The following is a 16,055-nucleotide window of genomic DNA, read 5'->3' as shown; positions in this document are numbered from 1 at the left end:
CCCGCTGTGCGGACCAGCCTCACCTCCCCATAAACGGGGAGAAAGGGGCTCATCACTCCTCGCCCTTCTTGCCTTTGCTCAGTCCCATCAGCCGGTCGATATAGGCCAGCATCAGCGCCGAGACGACGAAAGCGAGGTGGATGATGGTCAGCCACATCAGCTGGTCGATCGTATAGGAAGACGAATTCAGGAACACCTGCAACAGGTGGATCGAGGAAATAGCGACGATGGTCGAGGCGACCTTGACCTTCAGCGAACCGACATCGATCGTACCCAGCCAGTGCACACCGCCATCCTGGTCGTCGAAGCGGCTGACGAAATTCTCGTAACCGGAGATGATCACCATCACCACCAGCGAGGCGACAAGTGCGGCGTCGATGAGGCCGAGCATCTTCAGGATGGTGTCGGTGTCGTCGAGTGTGAAGGCGACCATGACGAACTCGTAGAGTTTTTTGCCGAAGGACAGCGCATAGACGGCGAGCGCCAGGGCCAGCCCGATGTAGAAAACCACCAGCAGCCAGCGTGAGGCGAGGATGATCGATTCGATGGCGAGTTCGAGACGTTTCATGCAGCGGTTCCGGTCAGCTTTCTGAGGTCGACTGGGGTATTTCGATCAGCTTGCCGCAGTTTGCAAGGCAAATTGCGACGCAAAAAAACCCCGCCGGGAGGGCCGGCGGGGTTCAATGCATCCCGCTGGAGTCGGGACGGGGCAGGGAACGCCCAGGCTTGAATCTGGGGAGGGCGGCCGCTCTATTCAATGAGCCGGTTCTAATACCAGTACAATTCTTGCTGAACCGGGATTGCTGTCCGCAGCTCGACCCATCCCGATCTGCCGGGATGGGTCCTTGTTGTCGATCTGATTCCAGAAAGCTGCTCAAGCCATTGGAAAGCAGATCAATTGTTACTCGCCACCGGTGCCACCAGCGAGGTGATGCGACGGATGCCGACACGGCGGTTCTCGCGGTTGGGCGCCGTGGTGTTGACCTTCAGGTATTCCTCGCCATAGCCCTGAGTAGTCAGGTTTTCCGGCGGGATCCCGAAGGCATTGGTCAGCGCTTCGGCGACAGACTCAGCGCGCCGGTCGGACAGAGCAAGGTTTGCTTCCGGCGTGCCAACCGCATCGGTGTGGCCTTCGATCAGGAAGGTTTCGGCCGGGTTCTTCTTCAACAGTTTCTCCATGGCCGTGGCGACGCCTTCCAGTTTCTGCACTTCGGTGTCGGATATCGAGGCCGAGCCGAACTCGAAGTTCAATGTATCGAGGTCGACGCGACGGGCAATGTCGCGCACGCGCGCCGAACGCTTCACTTCGTCGATGGAATAGAGGCGCTGGACCTTCTCCACCGGCGGTTGTTCGAGGAACTCGTAATAATCGTCCGGGCTTTCGACATCTTCCGAATCGAGGATGTACTCGCGGCGCGGGATGGTGAGCCGCATCGGCGGCAGGTCGTCACCGGGATCGCGCCAGTCATTGTCGTCGTCATAGCTGCGCTCGTCGACATAGCTCAGCACATATTCGTGCCCATCCGGCGTGATGCGCGATCGCCTGATGACGTCGCCATTGCGGTTGCGGATGGTGACGATCTGGATGCCATTGTCGCGCTCGACGATTTCCCGAGAGCGATCGCCCGACAGTTCCTCATAGTAAACATTCCTGGCGCCGCGGTGCATGCGCGGAGCGTCATTGCTTTCCACGATCGTCTGGTTGTTGAACTGCAGGATGACGCGGTCGCCGAGTTCCTTGACGACGTCGACGCCTTTCGGACGCCGGCGGTCGCGGACGTTCTCATCGGGTGCACGCTCGACGCGTTTGCCTTTTTCCTCCGTCACCGGGGCGATCTTTTCTGGCTGAATTGCCTGCTGAGCTGACTTGTCGTCGGTGGGCGGCGGTCCCTGGTCGACCGGAGCCGGCTTCGGGGCTTGCGCCTCGGTGCCGCCCTGCGCGGGCTGCTCGCCCGTCTGGCCGCCAGCATTCTGGCCGTTCCCATTTTGGCCGTTCCCATTTTGGCCGTCGCCATTCTGGCTGTTGCCGCCCTGGTCCTTGCGGTGCTTGCGCCTGGCATCCTTCTGGCTGTCCAGGATGGGTGCTTCGTCGGGGTTGGCCGTGGCTTCGCCTTGCGCCGGCGTCTCACGTTGCGCGGGCTGCTCGGCATTGGCCGGTTGCTCCGCAGGCTGTGGTTCACCGGTCGCAGGCTGCTGTTCGCCCGTCACCGGCTGTTCGCCGACAGTTTTTTTGCCGTGCTTTTTCGCCTGATCCTTCGGCTGTTCACCTTCGGCGGGAGCCGCTTGCTGATCGGCCGGGGGCTGAATCGGCTCGGCCTGCGGCGCGGGCTCTCCGGCAGGCGCAACTTTGACGTCTGGCGCTTTGTCGGCAGGCGCGGCCTCAATCTGCTGATCCTGCTTGCGCTTTTTCTTGCCCGACTTGTTGTCGTTTGCCGGCGCCACCTGTTCGGTGGGCGCTGCCTGCTCGGCAGGCTGCTGGGCCGGCTGTTCAGCGGGCGCCGCTTCGATCTGCTGTTGGTCGCGCTTCTTCTTGCGTGGCTTTAGCGGCTGTTCTTCATTTGCCGGAGCTACCTGTTCGGCCGGTTGTTCAGCCGGTGCTGCCTCGATCTGCTGCTGGTCACGCTTCTTCTTGCGTGGCTTGAGCGGCTGCTCATCGGTCGCCGGCGCTGCCTGGGCGCCGCCCTCATCCGCAGGCGCCGCCTCGATCTGCTGCTGTTGATTGCGCTTCTTTTTGCGCGGCTGCTGTTCCTCGGCGGCAGGTGCGGCCTGTTCGGCCGGGGCCTGCTCGGTCTGCTGCTGATCCCGCTTCTTCCTGCGCGGCTGTTGTTCCTCGGCGGCAGGGGCGGGTTGCTCTGCAGCCGGTGCAGGCTGCTCGGCGGCCGGCGCTGCCTGTTCGGCCTGCTGGCGTTTCTTTTTGCGCGGCAGTTCCTGGTCGGTCTGCTGACCATCTGCAGCAGGGTCGTCCTGGACCAGGATCAGTGGCGCGGCCGTGTGCTGCAAGGGGCCGAAAACGGCGTTGCCCTGCAACGGGGATGCGCCCAACGGCGCGGATGCCATAAGCAGGCCAAGTGCCGTACCTGCCAGTACCCGTGGTTGGCGTTTCATCTTAAATTCTCCTTGTGGGGTCCCATCCCTGCCCAAACTGTCCTTGACCGGATTGGTTCCGGTTTGCAGGCATTACCCGCACCCAAGGACGATTGACCGGCGTTTTGAAGGCAACTTCATGTTTTTCCTATGGTGCGGCCGGAACTTGAAGTCACACAACAGCTTGACCTTGCCGCATGCGGAGGCCACATCTCGACCCATAATGGAAACGCCGTTCTGGAAGACCAAGACGCTGGAAGCGATGACGCCCACCGAGTGGGAATCGCTGTGCGACGGCTGCGGAAAATGCTGCCTGTCTAAACTCGAGGACGAGGATACCGGCGAGATCTACTGGACATCAGTCGGCTGCCGGCTGTTCGATGGGCAAAGCTGCCGCTGTTCGGACTATGCCAACCGGCTGGCGCGCGTGCCGGACTGTGTCGGGCTGACGCCGCAGAATGTGCGCACCATCACGTGGCTGCCGAAAACCTGTGCCTACCGGCTGGTTGCCGAGGGGCACGACCTCTATTGGTGGCACAGGCTGGTGTCGGGAAGTGCCGAGACCGTTCATGATGCCGGCATCTCCATGCGCGGCCGCGTCCGCGCCAGTGAGACCGATCTGGCCGAGCCGGACGATTATTTCGACTATATGCTCGACGACGAGCCCTGAGCATTCTGGAACGGACGTTGCCATAGGGCGTTCCGCGCCATTGGACGTTTTTGACGGTCAGGATCGTTTGCAGCGGTGGAAGGGGCGGTTGCTTTTGACCTGTCGGGCAGATTAACCGAAAATGAACGGCCGGTTCGCGAAGAGTTCAGATTGCAAGGAGCATTCTCCCCCCATCGGTTCGACCAAGACGGGCGCAAGCCCTCAACAAGGAGAGAAGACAATGTTCAACTCATTCAAGACGGCAGCCCTTTCGGGTCTCGTAGCTCTCGGCACCCTTGCCGCAGTGCCCGCCCAGGCGGACTCGATCTATCTCGGCTTCGGCAACAACCATGACCGCCGCGTCGGCGTCTACACCGGCGACGATGAGGACGGCTTTCGCCGTGACCGCAATTGGCGCCGCTGCTCGCCGGACCGCGCCCTCGACAAGGCCGAGCGCATGGGCCTGCACCGCGTCCGCATCGTCGATGTCAATCGCCGCGTGGTGAAGGTCGCCGGCCGCCAGTATGGCGATCGCGTAGTGGTCGTGTTCGCCAATGAGCGCGGCTGCCCGGTTATCTATCGCTAAGAGAACCAGACTGATCTTCTGCGAAGATCAGTCTGGGATACGACCTTCTGCGAAGGTCGATCCGGAGGCATGTTCCTCTGCCAGGATCAGCCTGGAGTACCTGGAGTAGCGGCATGACCCTTCTAGGGTCAGCCAGGAGCCCCTTTCCCTCCGCGGAAAGGTGCGGCTCGAAAAAACCCCGGAGGCCAGTCCTCCGGGGTTTTTCATGTCGGAAATCTGCGGTTCCGGCCGACGGGTTCAGCAGAACCGCGCCCAGCCCGGCGGCCTGCTACTTAAGCTCGAATGTCACTGTTACCTGCACGGCGTAGGCATTCTCGCCGGCCTGCACGGGAACCGCGGCGCCTGCCGCATCGAAGGCCTTTGCATTGATCGGCATCGGCGCCGGCGCAACGTTCTGGTCGGTGATTTCCAGCACCCGGCCTATGCTGACGCCGGCGGCTTCGGCCAGCGTCTTGGCCTTGGCCATGGCATCGGCGACCGCCTTCTTGCGGGCTTCGGTGACGGCAGCTTTCGGATCCTCGTTGGAGAACGAAATGCCTCCGCCCTGATTGACGCCGAGCGACACAGCCTTGTCGAGAATCTCACCTGTTTTGTCGATGTCGCGGATGCGCACCGAGAGTGTGTTGGTCACCTGGTAGGCGACAAGCTCGGCTTCCTGGCTGCCGTCCGGTTTGTTGGTGTAGTTGTAACGCGGGTTGATCTGGATGCCGGCGGTCTGCAGGTCGCGGTCCTTGATCCCTGCCGACTTCATTGCCGCGATCACGGCGGCCATGGCGTCGTTGTTGGCGTCGAGTGCCGCGCGTGCGGTCTTGGCCTCGCGCATGACGCTGAGCGTCAGCAGCGCCAGGTCAGGCGCCACGGTCGACTGGCCTTCACCCGACACGATGATGCGGGGCGGGGGCAGCGAATCGGCAGCGCTTGCCATCGCCGGAAAAGCGATCGCGGCGGCAAGTGCGAGCGGCAAAATATGTCTGGTCATGAAAATCTCCTCGGTGTGCGATCCAGTCGCGCCTGTCGACTAGGGCGCGAATATGGGCTGATTTGGGCGATCTCGGCCAGCTCGTCCGGAAAGCCTTGTGCCGCGCAAGGAAAAACACTAATCCAGCGCGCGTGGGGCCTGTAGCTCAATGGTTAGAGCCGGCGGCTCATAACCGCTTGGTTGGGGGTTCGAGTCCCTCCGGGCCCACCATGACCTTTGATTTTGTTATTAAAAATATGCCTCGGCCCAAAACGTTTTGGGCCCATTATGGGCCCGAAGAAAAGGGCACCCGATATGGGACCCTGCTCATGGTCGGTTGATTTCACTTACTTGACGACGCGCAGCCGCTCGCTGCTTCATCGCATCGCGTTTGGTCTCGCGCTCGTTGATGGCGCGGGCTATGTCGACGGCCATTCGCTTCTTGTTAGCCTCCCGGACATATTCGTCCGTCACCGTCATGGAAGAATGCCCCATCGCCTCCATGATGGCACGCGATTGGATGTTGCATTCGGCGAGATACGTGCCGAAGGTGCGGCGTAGCCCGTGGAGAGTGTAGCCCTCCGGAATGCCGGCCTGCTTGTTCCAATGTGCCATCATGCCGGTGAGGCTCTTTTCCGCGAATGGACGCCCATAGGCATTCTTCAGTACCGTTCCGCCTTTCGAACGTCGAGCGGCGCCAAGGCTTGCGCCAGCTTGTCGAGGATGGGGATAAACATCTCGCGACCGCCGTGACGGTTGCGGTTCTTCTTCTGCCGGAAATCGAAGGCTTCGATCACCTCTAGGGAGCCATCGAACAGTTCGATCTCCTCGAAAACCAAATCGTCCCATTGCAACGAGGCGATATCGCCTCGTCGGTTGCCCAGCCAAAAGGCGAGCGCGTAACAGGTGCGCGGCGGGGAGCCGATCGGATGGCGCGCCTCGAACTTTTCACAAATGGGGACCGGCCACGCGGGATTGGTGGTGGATTTAGGAATGCGGACGCGGATCGACAGTGAGGGATTGTTCTGCGGTTTGATCCATTTCTCAACTTCGATCCCCACCCACAGGAGCTTCTTGATTGCGACCAGCAGGTGCTTGGCAACCGTCCGGTTGGCGGCAAAGGCGCTTTCGACAATCGCACGCAGATGGTCGGCGTCGAGATGTTCTACTGGCGTATCGCGCCAAGTCAGCGGGTAGGCAGGTTCGACCTGCATCCCAAGGAAGCGTTCAATCAGCCTGACATTCTTCCGCTGCGTTGCTTCGTCAAAGTCCAGCCATTCCATAGTCCCTTCAAGTCGCCGCGCTGCATGACCGAACGTCTTTGGCAACGCCCGACCGGGTAGGTCGATGATAATTGCCTTCAGGCCCTGGCTCTGGGTCGCCCTCCGTCATCAACAAGCGATTCGTGTGTCATCGCAGTGTAGAATCACACCCGATTCCGCAGGGCAATACCTATCTTAGCGCCTATGCCNCAAGCGATTCGTGTGTCATCGCAGTGTAGAATCACACCCGATTCCGCAGGGCAATACCTATCTTAGCGCCTATGCCGGCCAGGCCGGGATGGTCGTTGGGCAACGTGTTGACGGCACTTGTCTTCACCTCACGCCCAACCCGGTTGAACTGCAGCTGACCGTCGATGTCGTGGCTGAGAATGTCCTTGAGGCTGACCTTGGGCGTCGCCGGTCCAGCTAGGCGTCATTGCATGCCTGGTCGAGAATGAGAGGCTGTCGATCATGCAACTGCTTCATCGGGTCTGCGGCAGGCTCTGTAATGATGGTGCAGCTGGTTATGTCGAGATTGGACTTGTAAGCCCATATGCCTGCAAACGAGAAAGGCGCGTGGCCAGGCTGGTAGATGTGCCAAGGGTCTTTCTTCCCGTCGGCTGGCGATATCGTCCATTCATAGAAGCCACCTGCCGCGATCAGACATCGCTTTGACTTGAAGTCGTCGCGGAACGCTGACGCCGTGTCGGCCCCCTCAATCCACGCATTGAAAGGGACCGGCCACCAATTCCCCATGGGGATATTCGGTGTGCGTCGCAGTCCTAAGAGTGAGAGGGGTGCGCCCGTCTTAGGCCGGAAGGCGTAGTTGCATGCAATTTGAGCCTCAGCTAATGTTGTCCTGTGACGAGAATTCAAACCCCTCGTCAGCTTTTAATGAGATTTTACGCCCGCTGGCTCGCGCCGGCGGGTTTTTTCATCCTACGCGGGAATTTGATAAACGTCGCTTCGGTCTCTGGCTGAACCGGTTCACGCTAATCGACGGCTGTCCGCAGATCGGGCAGGCATAGACATGGTCGCGACGTGGGCTGGCTCGGCGTTGCATCGCTCGCCGGCAATCGGGCCGAGATCGGACAGTTGGTCGTTCAGTTAGGCCTTGTCGACAAGCGGCGTTTTCGCTTGGGTGCAACGTGGCTCTCCACCAAGCGAACGTGCTCGATTTCGACAGTCACCAGCGGCCGATCGGAGGCGCAAGTTTCTACATATCAGGCTCGTTTTGATCGCGCTTGTCGGCGCCCCAGCACGACCCTTATTTCGTTCGCATTTCCGCCTAATGGGCGCTGCAAGCCGGCGCCCTAGTTGCAAGGCTGCCAGCCGCGACCGCCGGCCTTGTTCTTGATGTTCATTCCAGGCCACGAAGGTCGGCCGCGCAACCGCAACCGGAGGCCTACCTATGGGTGAGGTTGTTGGCTAACGCTTGTTCAGCCGCGGGGTCTGGCTTTCGGCCCGGGAAAGGTAGCCGATGGGTTTGCAGCCAATCTGGCTGACCGCTTATCTCTGAGCCAGAGCGACATCGTTTTCCTTGCTAGCAACTCATCGCGGTCGCTATCCGCGCTGCTCTTGCCAGCAATTGCATAGTCGGCCCTGTTGGTTCGAAAGTCCTGTTTCTGCACGGGCATGGTTGCTACTCCCGTCGGCCTCCCCCTCGGCCCGACGGAGCCAGTAGCTGCCGATGCATCGCGAGAGTCTACCAATCGGGGATTGCGTTAAAAATGAAAACACTCAGCGGATGTTAAACGCCGGATTGACCGGCGCGCACCGCACCTGGCTCGCACGGGACAGCGCCGGCAAGGCACCCGTCGACACGCCGCGTCGGGCAATGGGTGACCTTCTGAGTCACGCGTCCGCTTCGGCGTACCCGACAGCGTCATGGCGGCAGGCGAAGGTCGAGACGACGCTGTCGCTCAGATGCGCCTTGCCTGACATGGCGATGGCTGCAGCACTCTCGGCAGCCCATCTTGCCGCCATCCTGTTCCCTCCGAACCTGCGGCGGCTCTACGTCATCCGCGACAACGATCCGGCCGGTGACGGTGCCAGAGACAGCCTGATGGAGCGCGCGACCGACGCCGGAATCGAGGCAATCGTGCTGTCGCCGGCTATGGAGGACTTCAACTAAGACCTCGGCCGTTTCGGACTTGCCGCCTTCCGTGCCCCGATTGCGGACCAACTGATGCGCAAGGACTGCCTCCGCTATCTGAAGCGGTTTACTTGAGCCGGCAGGGAAGCGTGCGGCGGCGCACGGTGCCGGCGGCGTTGCCTGGATGCGGTAGAGAACCGCGATCCGGCCTTCGAGAGGGCGATCAGCCCACAAGCTCGCCGGCCAGGCAATGGCGGCGGCCGACTATTCTCCGGCGGCGCGCGATTGCTGGCGAAAGCCAGCGATAGGGTGCGACGCCTTTCCATCGCGATGCAAAATAGCCGGCCGCCGCCATCCTTCGCTACGCTCCGGCCCTCCGCTTCGCTTCGGGTGTCCGGCCAACCCGCCCACGGGCTCTCGTCGCCATGAAGGCCGCGAGGGGCGCGGTCAAACCGACGGGAGCATCCCATGGCCGAGCACGACGACACCGAACCGCACCACGCAGCTTCTCCGACCGCTCACATCCTCACCGAACTCCAGCTCTATGGCTGGCGCCCCTATGCCGACGAGCCCGACCCGCGACTGCTTCCCAGCGGCGACCACGTGGCCGGAGCCGTGGCCGACATCTATGACGCTCTCATCGCCACCTTGGCCGACACGCGCCTCGAACCCGACCTCGATGACCTGCTCTGGTCCGTCACCAATGTCTTCCACCGAGCTGTACACCGGATCGAGCGGCAACTGGACGACAACGAGCATGCCCAGCGCTGCCTGCAGCGCGAACAGGATGGCAGCGAGATCAAGGCGGTTGAACTCGAGACACTCACCGCCCAGGGCCAGNTGCCTGCAGCGCGAACAGGATGGCAGCGAGATCAAGGCGGTTGAACTCGAGACACTCACCGCCCAGGGCCAGACCATGATCGACGGCGCGATGCCTTCGACCTGATGCGTGACCAGGCGGCCAACCACTACGATCAGGCCGGCGCAATCTTCGCCGCGAGCAGAACGCGGTTCGCCAATGTGTGGACGCTGAGTTCCTTACGATGTTGGGCGGAGAGATCGAGCGGTTTGAACGCGCCGCCGAGGTCGAGCGAGAGCAACTCGGCGTAGATCGGTCCGACCTCCGAGGGATGTTCCCCGTAACGTTGAACAATCGCGCGAAATTTTTCATCGCGCATGGCTTCGCTGTCGGCGGATGAAAAGCCTGCAAGCCGGCTTAGGCGTTGGATGATGGGGTAGAAGGCTGAGGTGATGTGATAGGGGGAGCACTGCAGCCGGATTAGCTCATGATGGCTCTCATAAAGCCGTTCCTCGAGCGCATCCACGAGGCGCGACTTCCCGATGCCCGCTTCTCCCGACACGAAAACCGCCTGGCCTTGGCCGGCTTCGGCCAACTCCCAGCGCTCGAGCAGAATGCCGATTTCGCTGGTTCGGCCGACGAACTTCGACAAAGCGCGATCGTGCGCTGCGTCGAACCGGCTTTCCACCTCCCGCTCGCCACGAACCGCGAATAGGGCAATAGGCGATTTGAAGCCTTTCAACTCCTGCTCACCGAGGCTCTCGATCTCGAAGGACTGCCCGGCGAGCCGACGCGTGCTGTCGGCAACGACGATCTGACCGGGAGCGGCAGCGCTTTGCAGGCGCGCCGCGAGATTGGGTGTGTCCCCTGCGATTGAGGCGCGCTCGTTCACGCTGCTGCCCGCAATGTCGCCGACCACCACGTGGCCCGATGCGATGCCAATACGCGCCTTCGGTTGCTCGCCGTCGGGCGATTGGATGGCCTCGACTGCGGCGAGGGCCTGGAGGCAGCCCGAATGGAACGCTCTGCGTGATCCTCGTAAGCCATCGGCCACCCGAAATAGGCAAGCACGCCGTCTCCGAGATATTTGGCAACATCGGCCTCGAATTGTGGGGCAGGGAAGGGCGGGCACGCTCCCGAACGTTGATCATGCAGTAGCACGGCTATGACTGACGTCTGTGCACGAAAAGGGAAGGCAGGAAGGAGGGTAGTAGTGACGACGGATATGGCTGGACAGAAATCGGATGGCCTGCTCTTCCACAATCGGAGCCGTGAGGCTCGATCGAATTGCACCCATGATGGATGGAGCGGATAGATAAGTAATATCAGACGTTGCGGGAGACCGTGCAGAAATCGCACACGGAAGTCCTGCTTCTCTTCTTTTTCGTTCCCACGACGGAGCCGCCGACAGCCCCATTCGGACGTTCTTTGCCGACGATATTGCGTTGCAATAGACGTTTGAATACAAACAATCCGACAGGTCCATATCGCATGCTTTATACGCTAAGGGATTGGATTAGCCGAAGCAGGCCCATATCCTCGAAGGAGTCGATGCCATCCAGATCCGGTCTTGCCTCGGCATTTACCCGGGTTTTCCTGCCAATGTCGGTTTTGCGCTCATCCCTTCCTGCACACGTCGATGCGGCCTTGCCGGCGCCGCGCATCCGCTTCTCTCCAGGCGGCTGGCAGGTCCCCAACATGTCCTTGATGTGCCGCGAACGAGCCGCGGCCGCCAGCAAGGGTCCAAGCGATTCTAAGAGGCATTTTGCGCAGCAGATGTTTCAGGGTAAGGTCTGGAAGGAATACGACTGCACCGAAGCCCTTAGCCGCTGCGGGCGTTGTAGATGAGTGCGGATCTCGTCGGTGGCGCGTTCGCCAACGTTGTCCCAGATGTAGAACACGGCGGCAAGGATCAACAGAACTAATCGCATGATCTGCGCCTCGGTAACGTGGTTTGCCCACGGCGCTTAGGCGAGTTGAAGGTTTCGGCCCGAGTCCGCGCGCATCCTCAACACCAGCAGGCGCGTCGCTGCGAATGGCGTCAAAACAATAAGCGCCATCGTGGTGTTGACTAAGAGCGACAGCAAACAGATCGAGCTTTGGGCGTAGCAAACGGATTCCATGACGTTCCCCTTTTCCATCGTTACTGGTGGCCTCCGTGCGGCAAGAATGATCCTGGTTCACGAGAAATACAAGCAGTTGCTAATACGTTGATATTTCCCCTAGGGTTGGGGCAACGATGCGAAATCGACGCCGGTCAGTTGTTTGGATAGCGATTGCCCTTGTCCTGGCGGCGTTGGCGATCACGGCGGCGATCATTGGCTTTCAGAATTTACAGCGCTCGTCACCGATCATGGTCTCGGCTGTCTCGGCCTTTAATACTGGGGGGCTCGTCCCTGGCCCCACGGTTAAGGCGCCCTCGAAAAACCTTGGTGCTGTTGCTACCGGTAGGGATATCTGGCTCGAAGTCTCATGGAAGTTTTTCGGGGAGTTGCGGACGCTAGATACCGTAACTGTCGGCGACCTTCGGGCAAGGCGCCTGGTGCGCAGTCATGATGTGCCCTCAAGCGCCAATTCCGAGATCTGGTTCATATCAGCCGGCAGCGGCGACATATTGGAAAACACAACGTCGACCGACATCGGGTTCACTTTTGATGGCGGCAACCCGTCTGTCACGGCGCAGATTTACAGAGTGGTTGGAGCTTCTGAGATACCTGCCGCGATAGCTGCAGAAAGCGGCGACAGGATTACCATCACCATTCCAGCCGATGGCATCGCTTTTATCTCGCTCATCGCTTCCGGCACCACCTCCGGGTCCATGAGCAATGTCACCGAAGATTTTAGTGCCCTTTGTGGAAAGGATTTCCTTGGCATCCATGCATCAACAAGTTCGACCTCCGCTGAATCAGAGACTGCTACGTTTTCGGGAAACTCAACGGCAGATTTTGCAGCTGTCGCACTTCAGTCGGCCGCAGCGAGATAGCTAACCAGCCAGCGCCATTCCAAAGCAAACGCCTAGGCCGACAGCGAGGCCAAGGAACAGCTTGGCGGCAAGATCGAGGGCGAAGGCGCGGACTGGGCGCCACACGTCTGAGCGGGGCTCTCTGAGGGCATTGGCGATATCATCGAACACCGTTTCCATGGAATGATTCCAAATCGGAACTCCGGGAATGTGAATCCTCAGTTTGTTCCACTGTCGCCCCATTGGGCAACCTGCACGGTTCACCCGAAACCGTGCAGGCAGCAAAGGTGGCTTAACGCACCACTCTGAAGCCAGTCGACTCCAGCGACGCTAGTGCCGTCTCTGCAAAGGTCGCGCAATTGTCCAAAGGATCATTGTTTTCATAGAGCGTTGGCTTGATAGGCTGCTGCTATGCCTTCAAAAATGGCGGTTAGAACTTGGTCGCGGCCTCTGGCGGCGCCAGCGGCCGGTTCAACAGTCATCTTTGGTGTTTCTGGGTGTTTGCCTTCCATGAGGAACTCGAGGAGCGCCGACACCAGCCACTCGGTGCTGTCCCTGTCCAGGGTCCCGCAAGACTCGGCCGGGCTCGCGTCACCTCGCCGGGCGGTGCGAGCCCACAATCGCGGGCCATCTGGTCCGCTGCTTCAGCTTGGGCTTCATCAGAATGAAGGGCGACATGGTTCATCCGAATGTAGAAATTTGCGTTGGGGGGAGGTGAGAATGAGGCTACCAGGAAATGTGTTGGCTGGGAGAACGCCGAGGTGCAGTGCGGTCCGCGAAAGCGATCAATGAGGTTGAATGCACAGAACGTGCCGCCAAGACAGCCAGGTTGAAATCGCTACGCTTGGCTCAGATCTTGCCAGAGGCCGACCCGCACTTTTCGTTCAACGAGGAACTCGACTGCTCGGTACTTGTCGCCGTGCTGGCTCGGGAACCGCATTATAATCCAAAGCGGCCCGAATCCCATTCTTTCCGGCGGCTGCCCCTGCGACGAGGCCTTTGATCTCCTCAAGCAGCGCCGTTAGGCTTTGTTAACAATCGGCTTTTTTCGCCGTGGCGACCCCACATGGCTCTCAACAACGCGCACGTGCTCGGCGTCGACAGTCACCAGTGGCCGCAGGCTGACGGTTACCTTGTCGCCGATGCGCGTGACCGGGCCGACTAATTCCATATCTGGCCGATCACGGCCTTCGAAGTCGAATCGACAACCGCATGCGGGAAGTCATAGGAGGGAATCGTCACGCTTATGCGATCGGGTGTCACCCGGCCGCGGGCGGGTGCAGTGTCAAGGATGAGAGGTTGCTAACAAATGAGCGTCCGTGGCCTGAGGTTTCTCGATAAGTGGGTAGCCAACAACTGCCCATTGTGGCGCGGGGAGACCCCATCTCGGTTGGCGACTTGAAAGACCAGTTGATGACAGCTGCCGAGAAGGCCGGGATTCCTGCCGACGAGATCAACGGCGAGCTTGAAAGCGTCTTCGAATTGATTATCGAAGTGAATCGTCGTGTCGCCGAAAGGGTGGACTGAGCCTGAGGCTTCCCCGACGTGCCGGTCATGTCCTACATGCCGGACTGCCTGACAAGGGGCTCGCTTACCTAACCGGCCAGCGCCACGCCAATGCCATCTCAGAGCAAATGTAGATCGACACCGCGAATCCGTGAATCCCCGGTTTGTTCTGGTCATGGCTTCTGCGCCGGTCCGGTCACACAGCGCTAGTGCGTTCACCCCTCCGGCTGGGCAGGGTCCGGTTCTTGGTGCCGCTCTCGTTGATTTTCGAGGAACAGCTTGGCGAGTTCGCCCCACTCAGGATGATCCGTGGTTTTATGCTCTTCTACGAACTCGAGGAAAGCCTTGCGCAAAGCGTCAAGGTCGAAAACCCCAAGATGCTCGCCCATACCGTCGTCCATGCCCGCGACTCTCAACGGTATTAGCTTGTCCTCTCGTTTGAGCCTTCAAGAGGGATTCCCTGAGTTTTGGCTTGGGAGCGCCTACATGGTTAATGGCGTGATTGCTGATATGACTATATCTAGGCAGCGCGGGGGCTCTATCTTCGCGCGCGGTGGCCGGTGCGGCCCCACACCCAAAGACTGCAGCGACCATTTCTGTGGATGGGTAGTGCTAGCCGATGCGACATCATGCTGCAGCGATATTTTAGAATCGGCTAATTGTGCAATCGCTAAATTAATGAAATGCGTGAGGAATGTATTTTCCACAGTTCCTGGTCGGCATGTCTGCCACTGCGATCATTGTGGCGATCTGGACCTACATCGAAGCCGGTTCAATTTGGACCGCGCTCGGCTGTGCGGTCCTTGCGCTGATCGTTCTGCAAGTCGGGTACGCCGGGCTGGTCGTTTGCTTGATATACTGGCGATCATCGGAAGCGGCTGACTCGACTAGTCGAATTTCGGTCGCGGCTCAAGAGAACGTCGACGGCATCTGATAGCCCGCGATCGTCTCGGCACGGTCACGTGACCCTGGGGCAGCAGTTTTGCCTCGCAGTGCCGCCAGCAAGTGGGCCTACAACGTGTTTGCGGTGACAGACACCTNACCCTGGGGCAGCAGTTTTGCCTCGCAGTGCCGCCAGCAAGTGGGCCTACAACGTGTTTGCGGTGACAGACACCTACCCCGAGCTTCGGGCTGAAAGCCCTATCATTGATCCAGACGCGGAACTGGAGGACGGGTGCGTTGTGGTCGCCATGTTTGGAGGCGGTCATCCGCAAACCATGAGCTGGTGCAACAATCACGGGCGAGGCTATGGGGGCCGCTTTGCCGCCAAGGGAAGTCTGCACGAGACGTTCCTTCTCGATTCCCTGGTGTGCGGACGAGGGCCATCTTCTTGCATTCGCATCCTCGGCCGGGTGTTCGGCTACCGGCCGCGCTTCCCGCGCTACAGAACCTGGAACGATCCAGTTTGCTTCTCGAATAATTTGGCTCGCAGCCTCACGGTGGCGGGCTTTTTTGTTGCTCAGCCCCAACGTCTCGACGCCGGGCTGCGGAACGCAAACGTCGTGATGTCGTCACGGGAAATCCCGATGTCGCTGAGCATGTCGTCTGGTGACGCGCTCAACTCGTCCGTTGCCTTCAACAGCGCGTTCTGCTCGGCTCGATGACGGACCCAATCGGCAAGGGGACCAACTGCGACAAGAGGAAGATTCACAAGCATAGGAAGGTTCACAAGCATCGGGACCACTCCCTTTACCCCTGCAGGAAACTGCACGTAGCCTACGCCGATACGTCGATGCGTCTGTGACAAACCTCACAGTCCGATCCGACGGGGCAAAAACTGCCCGGATGCCTGACGGTGGCGGGCTTTTTATATATTAGCAATGCATAAAATTCGAGAAGGTTCATGGCATGGTTGTTAGCAAACTCGCTGCTATCGTGCGACGCAGGTCTCGGTGGATGGTGTGCTGGAATGCGCGGGGCTGGATGGATCAGGGGTCTGATGGAAGCTGACGCTCGCGATCTGCGGAGCGAGATCAGTCGGCTCCAAATAGACTTGATCGCTGCCGCCAACTCTCAGGGTAAATCCAGGCTGCATGACGTCGCGCACACACTGCGATGCCAGAAGGCGCGGCTGGAACGTCTGGAGGAGTGCCTCGCTTCAATGACGTCGAATGTCCGGCCAGAGGCATCCGCAACCCCGCCCGATGAAGGCCG

The 16,055-nt window shown here is 60.1% G+C and carries 15 protein-coding genes, 1 tRNA gene and 2 pseudogenes; 9 read left to right on the top strand and 9 right to left on the bottom strand.

Translation table 11 applies throughout. The annotated features are described in order from the left end of the window. Nucleotides 1–52 precede the first annotated feature (52 nt). Together X727_RS163035 and X727_RS163040 are read right to left on the bottom strand one after the other, a co-directional pair. Complete coding sequence (locus X727_RS163035; protein WP_023672463.1) at nucleotides 53–568, bottom strand: TIGR00645 family protein; 516 nt, start codon at nucleotides 566–568, stop codon at nucleotides 53–55. A gap of 326 nt (nucleotides 569–894) precedes the next feature. Next, the gene (locus tag X727_RS163040) at nucleotides 895–3,105 is read right to left on the bottom strand and encodes an OmpA family protein (RefSeq protein ID WP_023689763.1); all 2,211 of its coding nucleotides are present in this window, start codon (nucleotides 3,103–3,105) and stop codon (nucleotides 895–897) included. A 202-nt stretch (nucleotides 3,106–3,307) separates the two neighbouring features. On the opposite strand from X727_RS163040, the gene X727_RS163045 reads away from it, so the two are divergent. Continuing rightward, complete coding sequence (locus X727_RS163045) at nucleotides 3,308–3,754, top strand: YcgN family cysteine cluster protein (RefSeq protein ID WP_023672465.1); 447 nt, start codon at nucleotides 3,308–3,310, stop codon at nucleotides 3,752–3,754. Nucleotides 3,755–3,974: 220 nt separating this feature from the next. Continuing rightward, a complete protein-coding gene (locus tag X727_RS01000000164305; RefSeq protein WP_023672466.1) occupies nucleotides 3,975–4,319 on the top strand; it encodes a hypothetical protein in 345 nt (114 codons plus the stop codon). A gap of 268 nt (nucleotides 4,320–4,587) precedes the next feature. Here the strand turns inward: X727_RS01000000164305 and X727_RS163050 are convergent, their stop codons facing one another. Continuing rightward, complete coding sequence (locus X727_RS163050; protein ID WP_023672467.1) at nucleotides 4,588–5,298, bottom strand: SIMPL domain-containing protein; 711 nt, start codon at nucleotides 5,296–5,298, stop codon at nucleotides 4,588–4,590. 134 nt (nucleotides 5,299–5,432) lie between these two features. Here X727_RS163050 and X727_RS163055 point away from each other — a divergent pair. Beyond that, nucleotides 5,433–5,508, top strand: a tRNA-Ile gene (locus tag X727_RS163055). A gap of 96 nt (nucleotides 5,509–5,604) precedes the next feature. Here the strand turns inward: X727_RS163055 and X727_RS1000000168820 are convergent. The 3 genes from X727_RS1000000168820 to X727_RS1000000168810 form a co-directional block, all read right to left on the bottom strand. Further along, nucleotides 5,605–5,943, bottom strand: a complete 339-nt coding sequence (locus X727_RS1000000168820; RefSeq protein WP_245265772.1) for a site-specific integrase — start codon at nucleotides 5,941–5,943, stop codon at nucleotides 5,605–5,607. Further along, nucleotides 5,940–6,560 (bottom strand): hypothetical protein, encoded by a 621-nt coding sequence (locus X727_RS1000000168815; protein WP_245265777.1) that lies wholly within the window; start codon nucleotides 6,558–6,560, stop codon nucleotides 5,940–5,942. The genes X727_RS1000000168820 and X727_RS1000000168815 overlap by 4 nt, the downstream gene beginning before the upstream one ends. 405 nt (nucleotides 6,561–6,965) lie before the next feature. Continuing rightward, the gene (locus X727_RS1000000168810) at nucleotides 6,966–7,295 is read right to left on the bottom strand and encodes an SOS response-associated peptidase family protein (protein ID WP_023833479.1); all 330 of its coding nucleotides are present in this window, start codon (nucleotides 7,293–7,295) and stop codon (nucleotides 6,966–6,968) included. A gap of 1,006 nt (nucleotides 7,296–8,301) precedes the next feature. Between X727_RS1000000168810 and X727_RS01000000164290 the strand changes: the two are divergent. Continuing rightward, nucleotides 8,302–8,769: pseudogene (locus X727_RS01000000164290) on the top strand (toprim domain-containing protein); the annotation flags it as partial. A 333-nt stretch (nucleotides 8,770–9,102) separates the two neighbouring features. Beyond that, nucleotides 9,103–9,612, top strand: a pseudogene (locus tag X727_RS28025) (hypothetical protein); the annotation flags it as partial. On the opposite strand, the gene X727_RS163060 reads toward X727_RS28025, so the two are convergent. Beyond that, complete coding sequence (locus X727_RS163060; protein WP_023833476.1) at nucleotides 9,609–10,487, bottom strand: adenylate/guanylate cyclase domain-containing protein; 879 nt, start codon at nucleotides 10,485–10,487, stop codon at nucleotides 9,609–9,611. The pseudogene X727_RS28025 and the gene X727_RS163060 overlap by 4 nt on opposite strands. Before the next feature lie 727 nt (nucleotides 10,488–11,214). After that, entirely contained in the window at nucleotides 11,215–11,364 is a 150-nt protein-coding gene (locus X727_RS1000000167700) for a hypothetical protein (RefSeq protein WP_023833475.1), read from the bottom strand. A 308-nt stretch (nucleotides 11,365–11,672) separates the two neighbouring features. On the opposite strand from X727_RS1000000167700, the gene X727_RS163070 reads away from it, so the two are divergent. Together X727_RS163070 and X727_RS1000000165975 are read left to right on the top strand one after the other, a co-directional pair. Next, nucleotides 11,673–12,416 carry a hypothetical protein gene (locus X727_RS163070; RefSeq protein ID WP_023744401.1) on the top strand — a complete coding sequence of 248 codons (744 nt, stop codon included), beginning with the start codon at nucleotides 11,673–11,675 and terminating at the stop codon, nucleotides 12,414–12,416. A gap of 1,377 nt (nucleotides 12,417–13,793) precedes the next feature. After that, nucleotides 13,794–13,922, top strand: a complete 129-nt coding sequence (locus tag X727_RS1000000165975) for a DUF768 domain-containing protein (protein ID WP_023744403.1) — start codon at nucleotides 13,794–13,796, stop codon at nucleotides 13,920–13,922. 194 nt (nucleotides 13,923–14,116) lie between these two features. On the opposite strand, the gene X727_RS163085 is transcribed toward X727_RS1000000165975, so the two are convergent. Further along, a complete protein-coding gene (locus X727_RS163085) occupies nucleotides 14,117–14,302 on the bottom strand; it encodes a hypothetical protein (RefSeq protein ID WP_023833470.1) in 186 nt (61 codons plus the stop codon). Nucleotides 14,303–14,595: 293 nt separating this feature from the next. On the opposite strand from X727_RS163085, the gene X727_RS163090 reads away from it, so the two are divergent. Next, nucleotides 14,596–14,835, top strand: a complete 240-nt coding sequence (locus X727_RS163090; protein WP_023706903.1) for a hypothetical protein — start codon at nucleotides 14,596–14,598, stop codon at nucleotides 14,833–14,835. Nucleotides 14,836–15,004: 169 nt separating this feature from the next. Continuing rightward, nucleotides 15,005–15,505, top strand: a complete 501-nt coding sequence (locus X727_RS1000000167695) for a hypothetical protein (protein WP_155923512.1) — start codon at nucleotides 15,005–15,007, stop codon at nucleotides 15,503–15,505. Nucleotides 15,506–16,055: the final 550 nt, after the last annotated feature.

It is taken from the genome of Mesorhizobium sp. L103C105A0 (genome assembly GCF_000502215.1).
GTDB lineage: Bacteria > Pseudomonadota > Alphaproteobacteria > Rhizobiales > Rhizobiaceae > Mesorhizobium.
The sequence above is the reverse complement of the archived record's forward strand: the minus strand, read 5'-3'. Positions and strand labels throughout refer to the sequence as shown.

Coding starts and splice junctions, on each gene's coding strand:
- X727_RS163035 (WP_023672463.1), bottom strand. CDS start 568: ATGAAACGTCTCGAACTCGCCATCGAATCGATCATCCTCGCCTCACGC.
- X727_RS163040 (WP_023689763.1), bottom strand. CDS start 3,105: ATGAAACGCCAACCACGGGTACTGGCAGGTACGGCACTTGGCCTGCTT.
- X727_RS163045 (WP_023672465.1), top strand. CDS start 3,308: ATGGAAACGCCGTTCTGGAAGACCAAGACGCTGGAAGCGATGACGCCC.
- X727_RS01000000164305 (WP_023672466.1), top strand. CDS start 3,975: ATGTTCAACTCATTCAAGACGGCAGCCCTTTCGGGTCTCGTAGCTCTC.
- X727_RS163050 (WP_023672467.1), bottom strand. CDS start 5,298: ATGACCAGACATATTTTGCCGCTCGCACTTGCCGCCGCGATCGCTTTT.
- X727_RS1000000168815 (WP_245265777.1), bottom strand. CDS start 6,560: ATGGAATGGCTGGACTTTGACGAAGCAACGCAGCGGAAGAATGTCAGG.
- X727_RS1000000168810 (WP_023833479.1), bottom strand. CDS start 7,295: ATGGGGAATTGGTGGCCGGTCCCTTTCAATGCGTGGATTGAGGGGGCC.
- X727_RS1000000167700 (WP_023833475.1), bottom strand. CDS start 11,364: ATGCGATTAGTTCTGTTGATCCTTGCCGCCGTGTTCTACATCTGGGAC.
- X727_RS163070 (WP_023744401.1), top strand. CDS start 11,673: ATGCGAAATCGACGCCGGTCAGTTGTTTGGATAGCGATTGCCCTTGTC.
- X727_RS163085 (WP_023833470.1), bottom strand. CDS start 14,302: ATGGACGACGGTATGGGCGAGCATCTTGGGGTTTTCGACCTTGACGCT.
- X727_RS163090 (WP_023706903.1), top strand. CDS start 14,596: ATGTATTTTCCACAGTTCCTGGTCGGCATGTCTGCCACTGCGATCATT.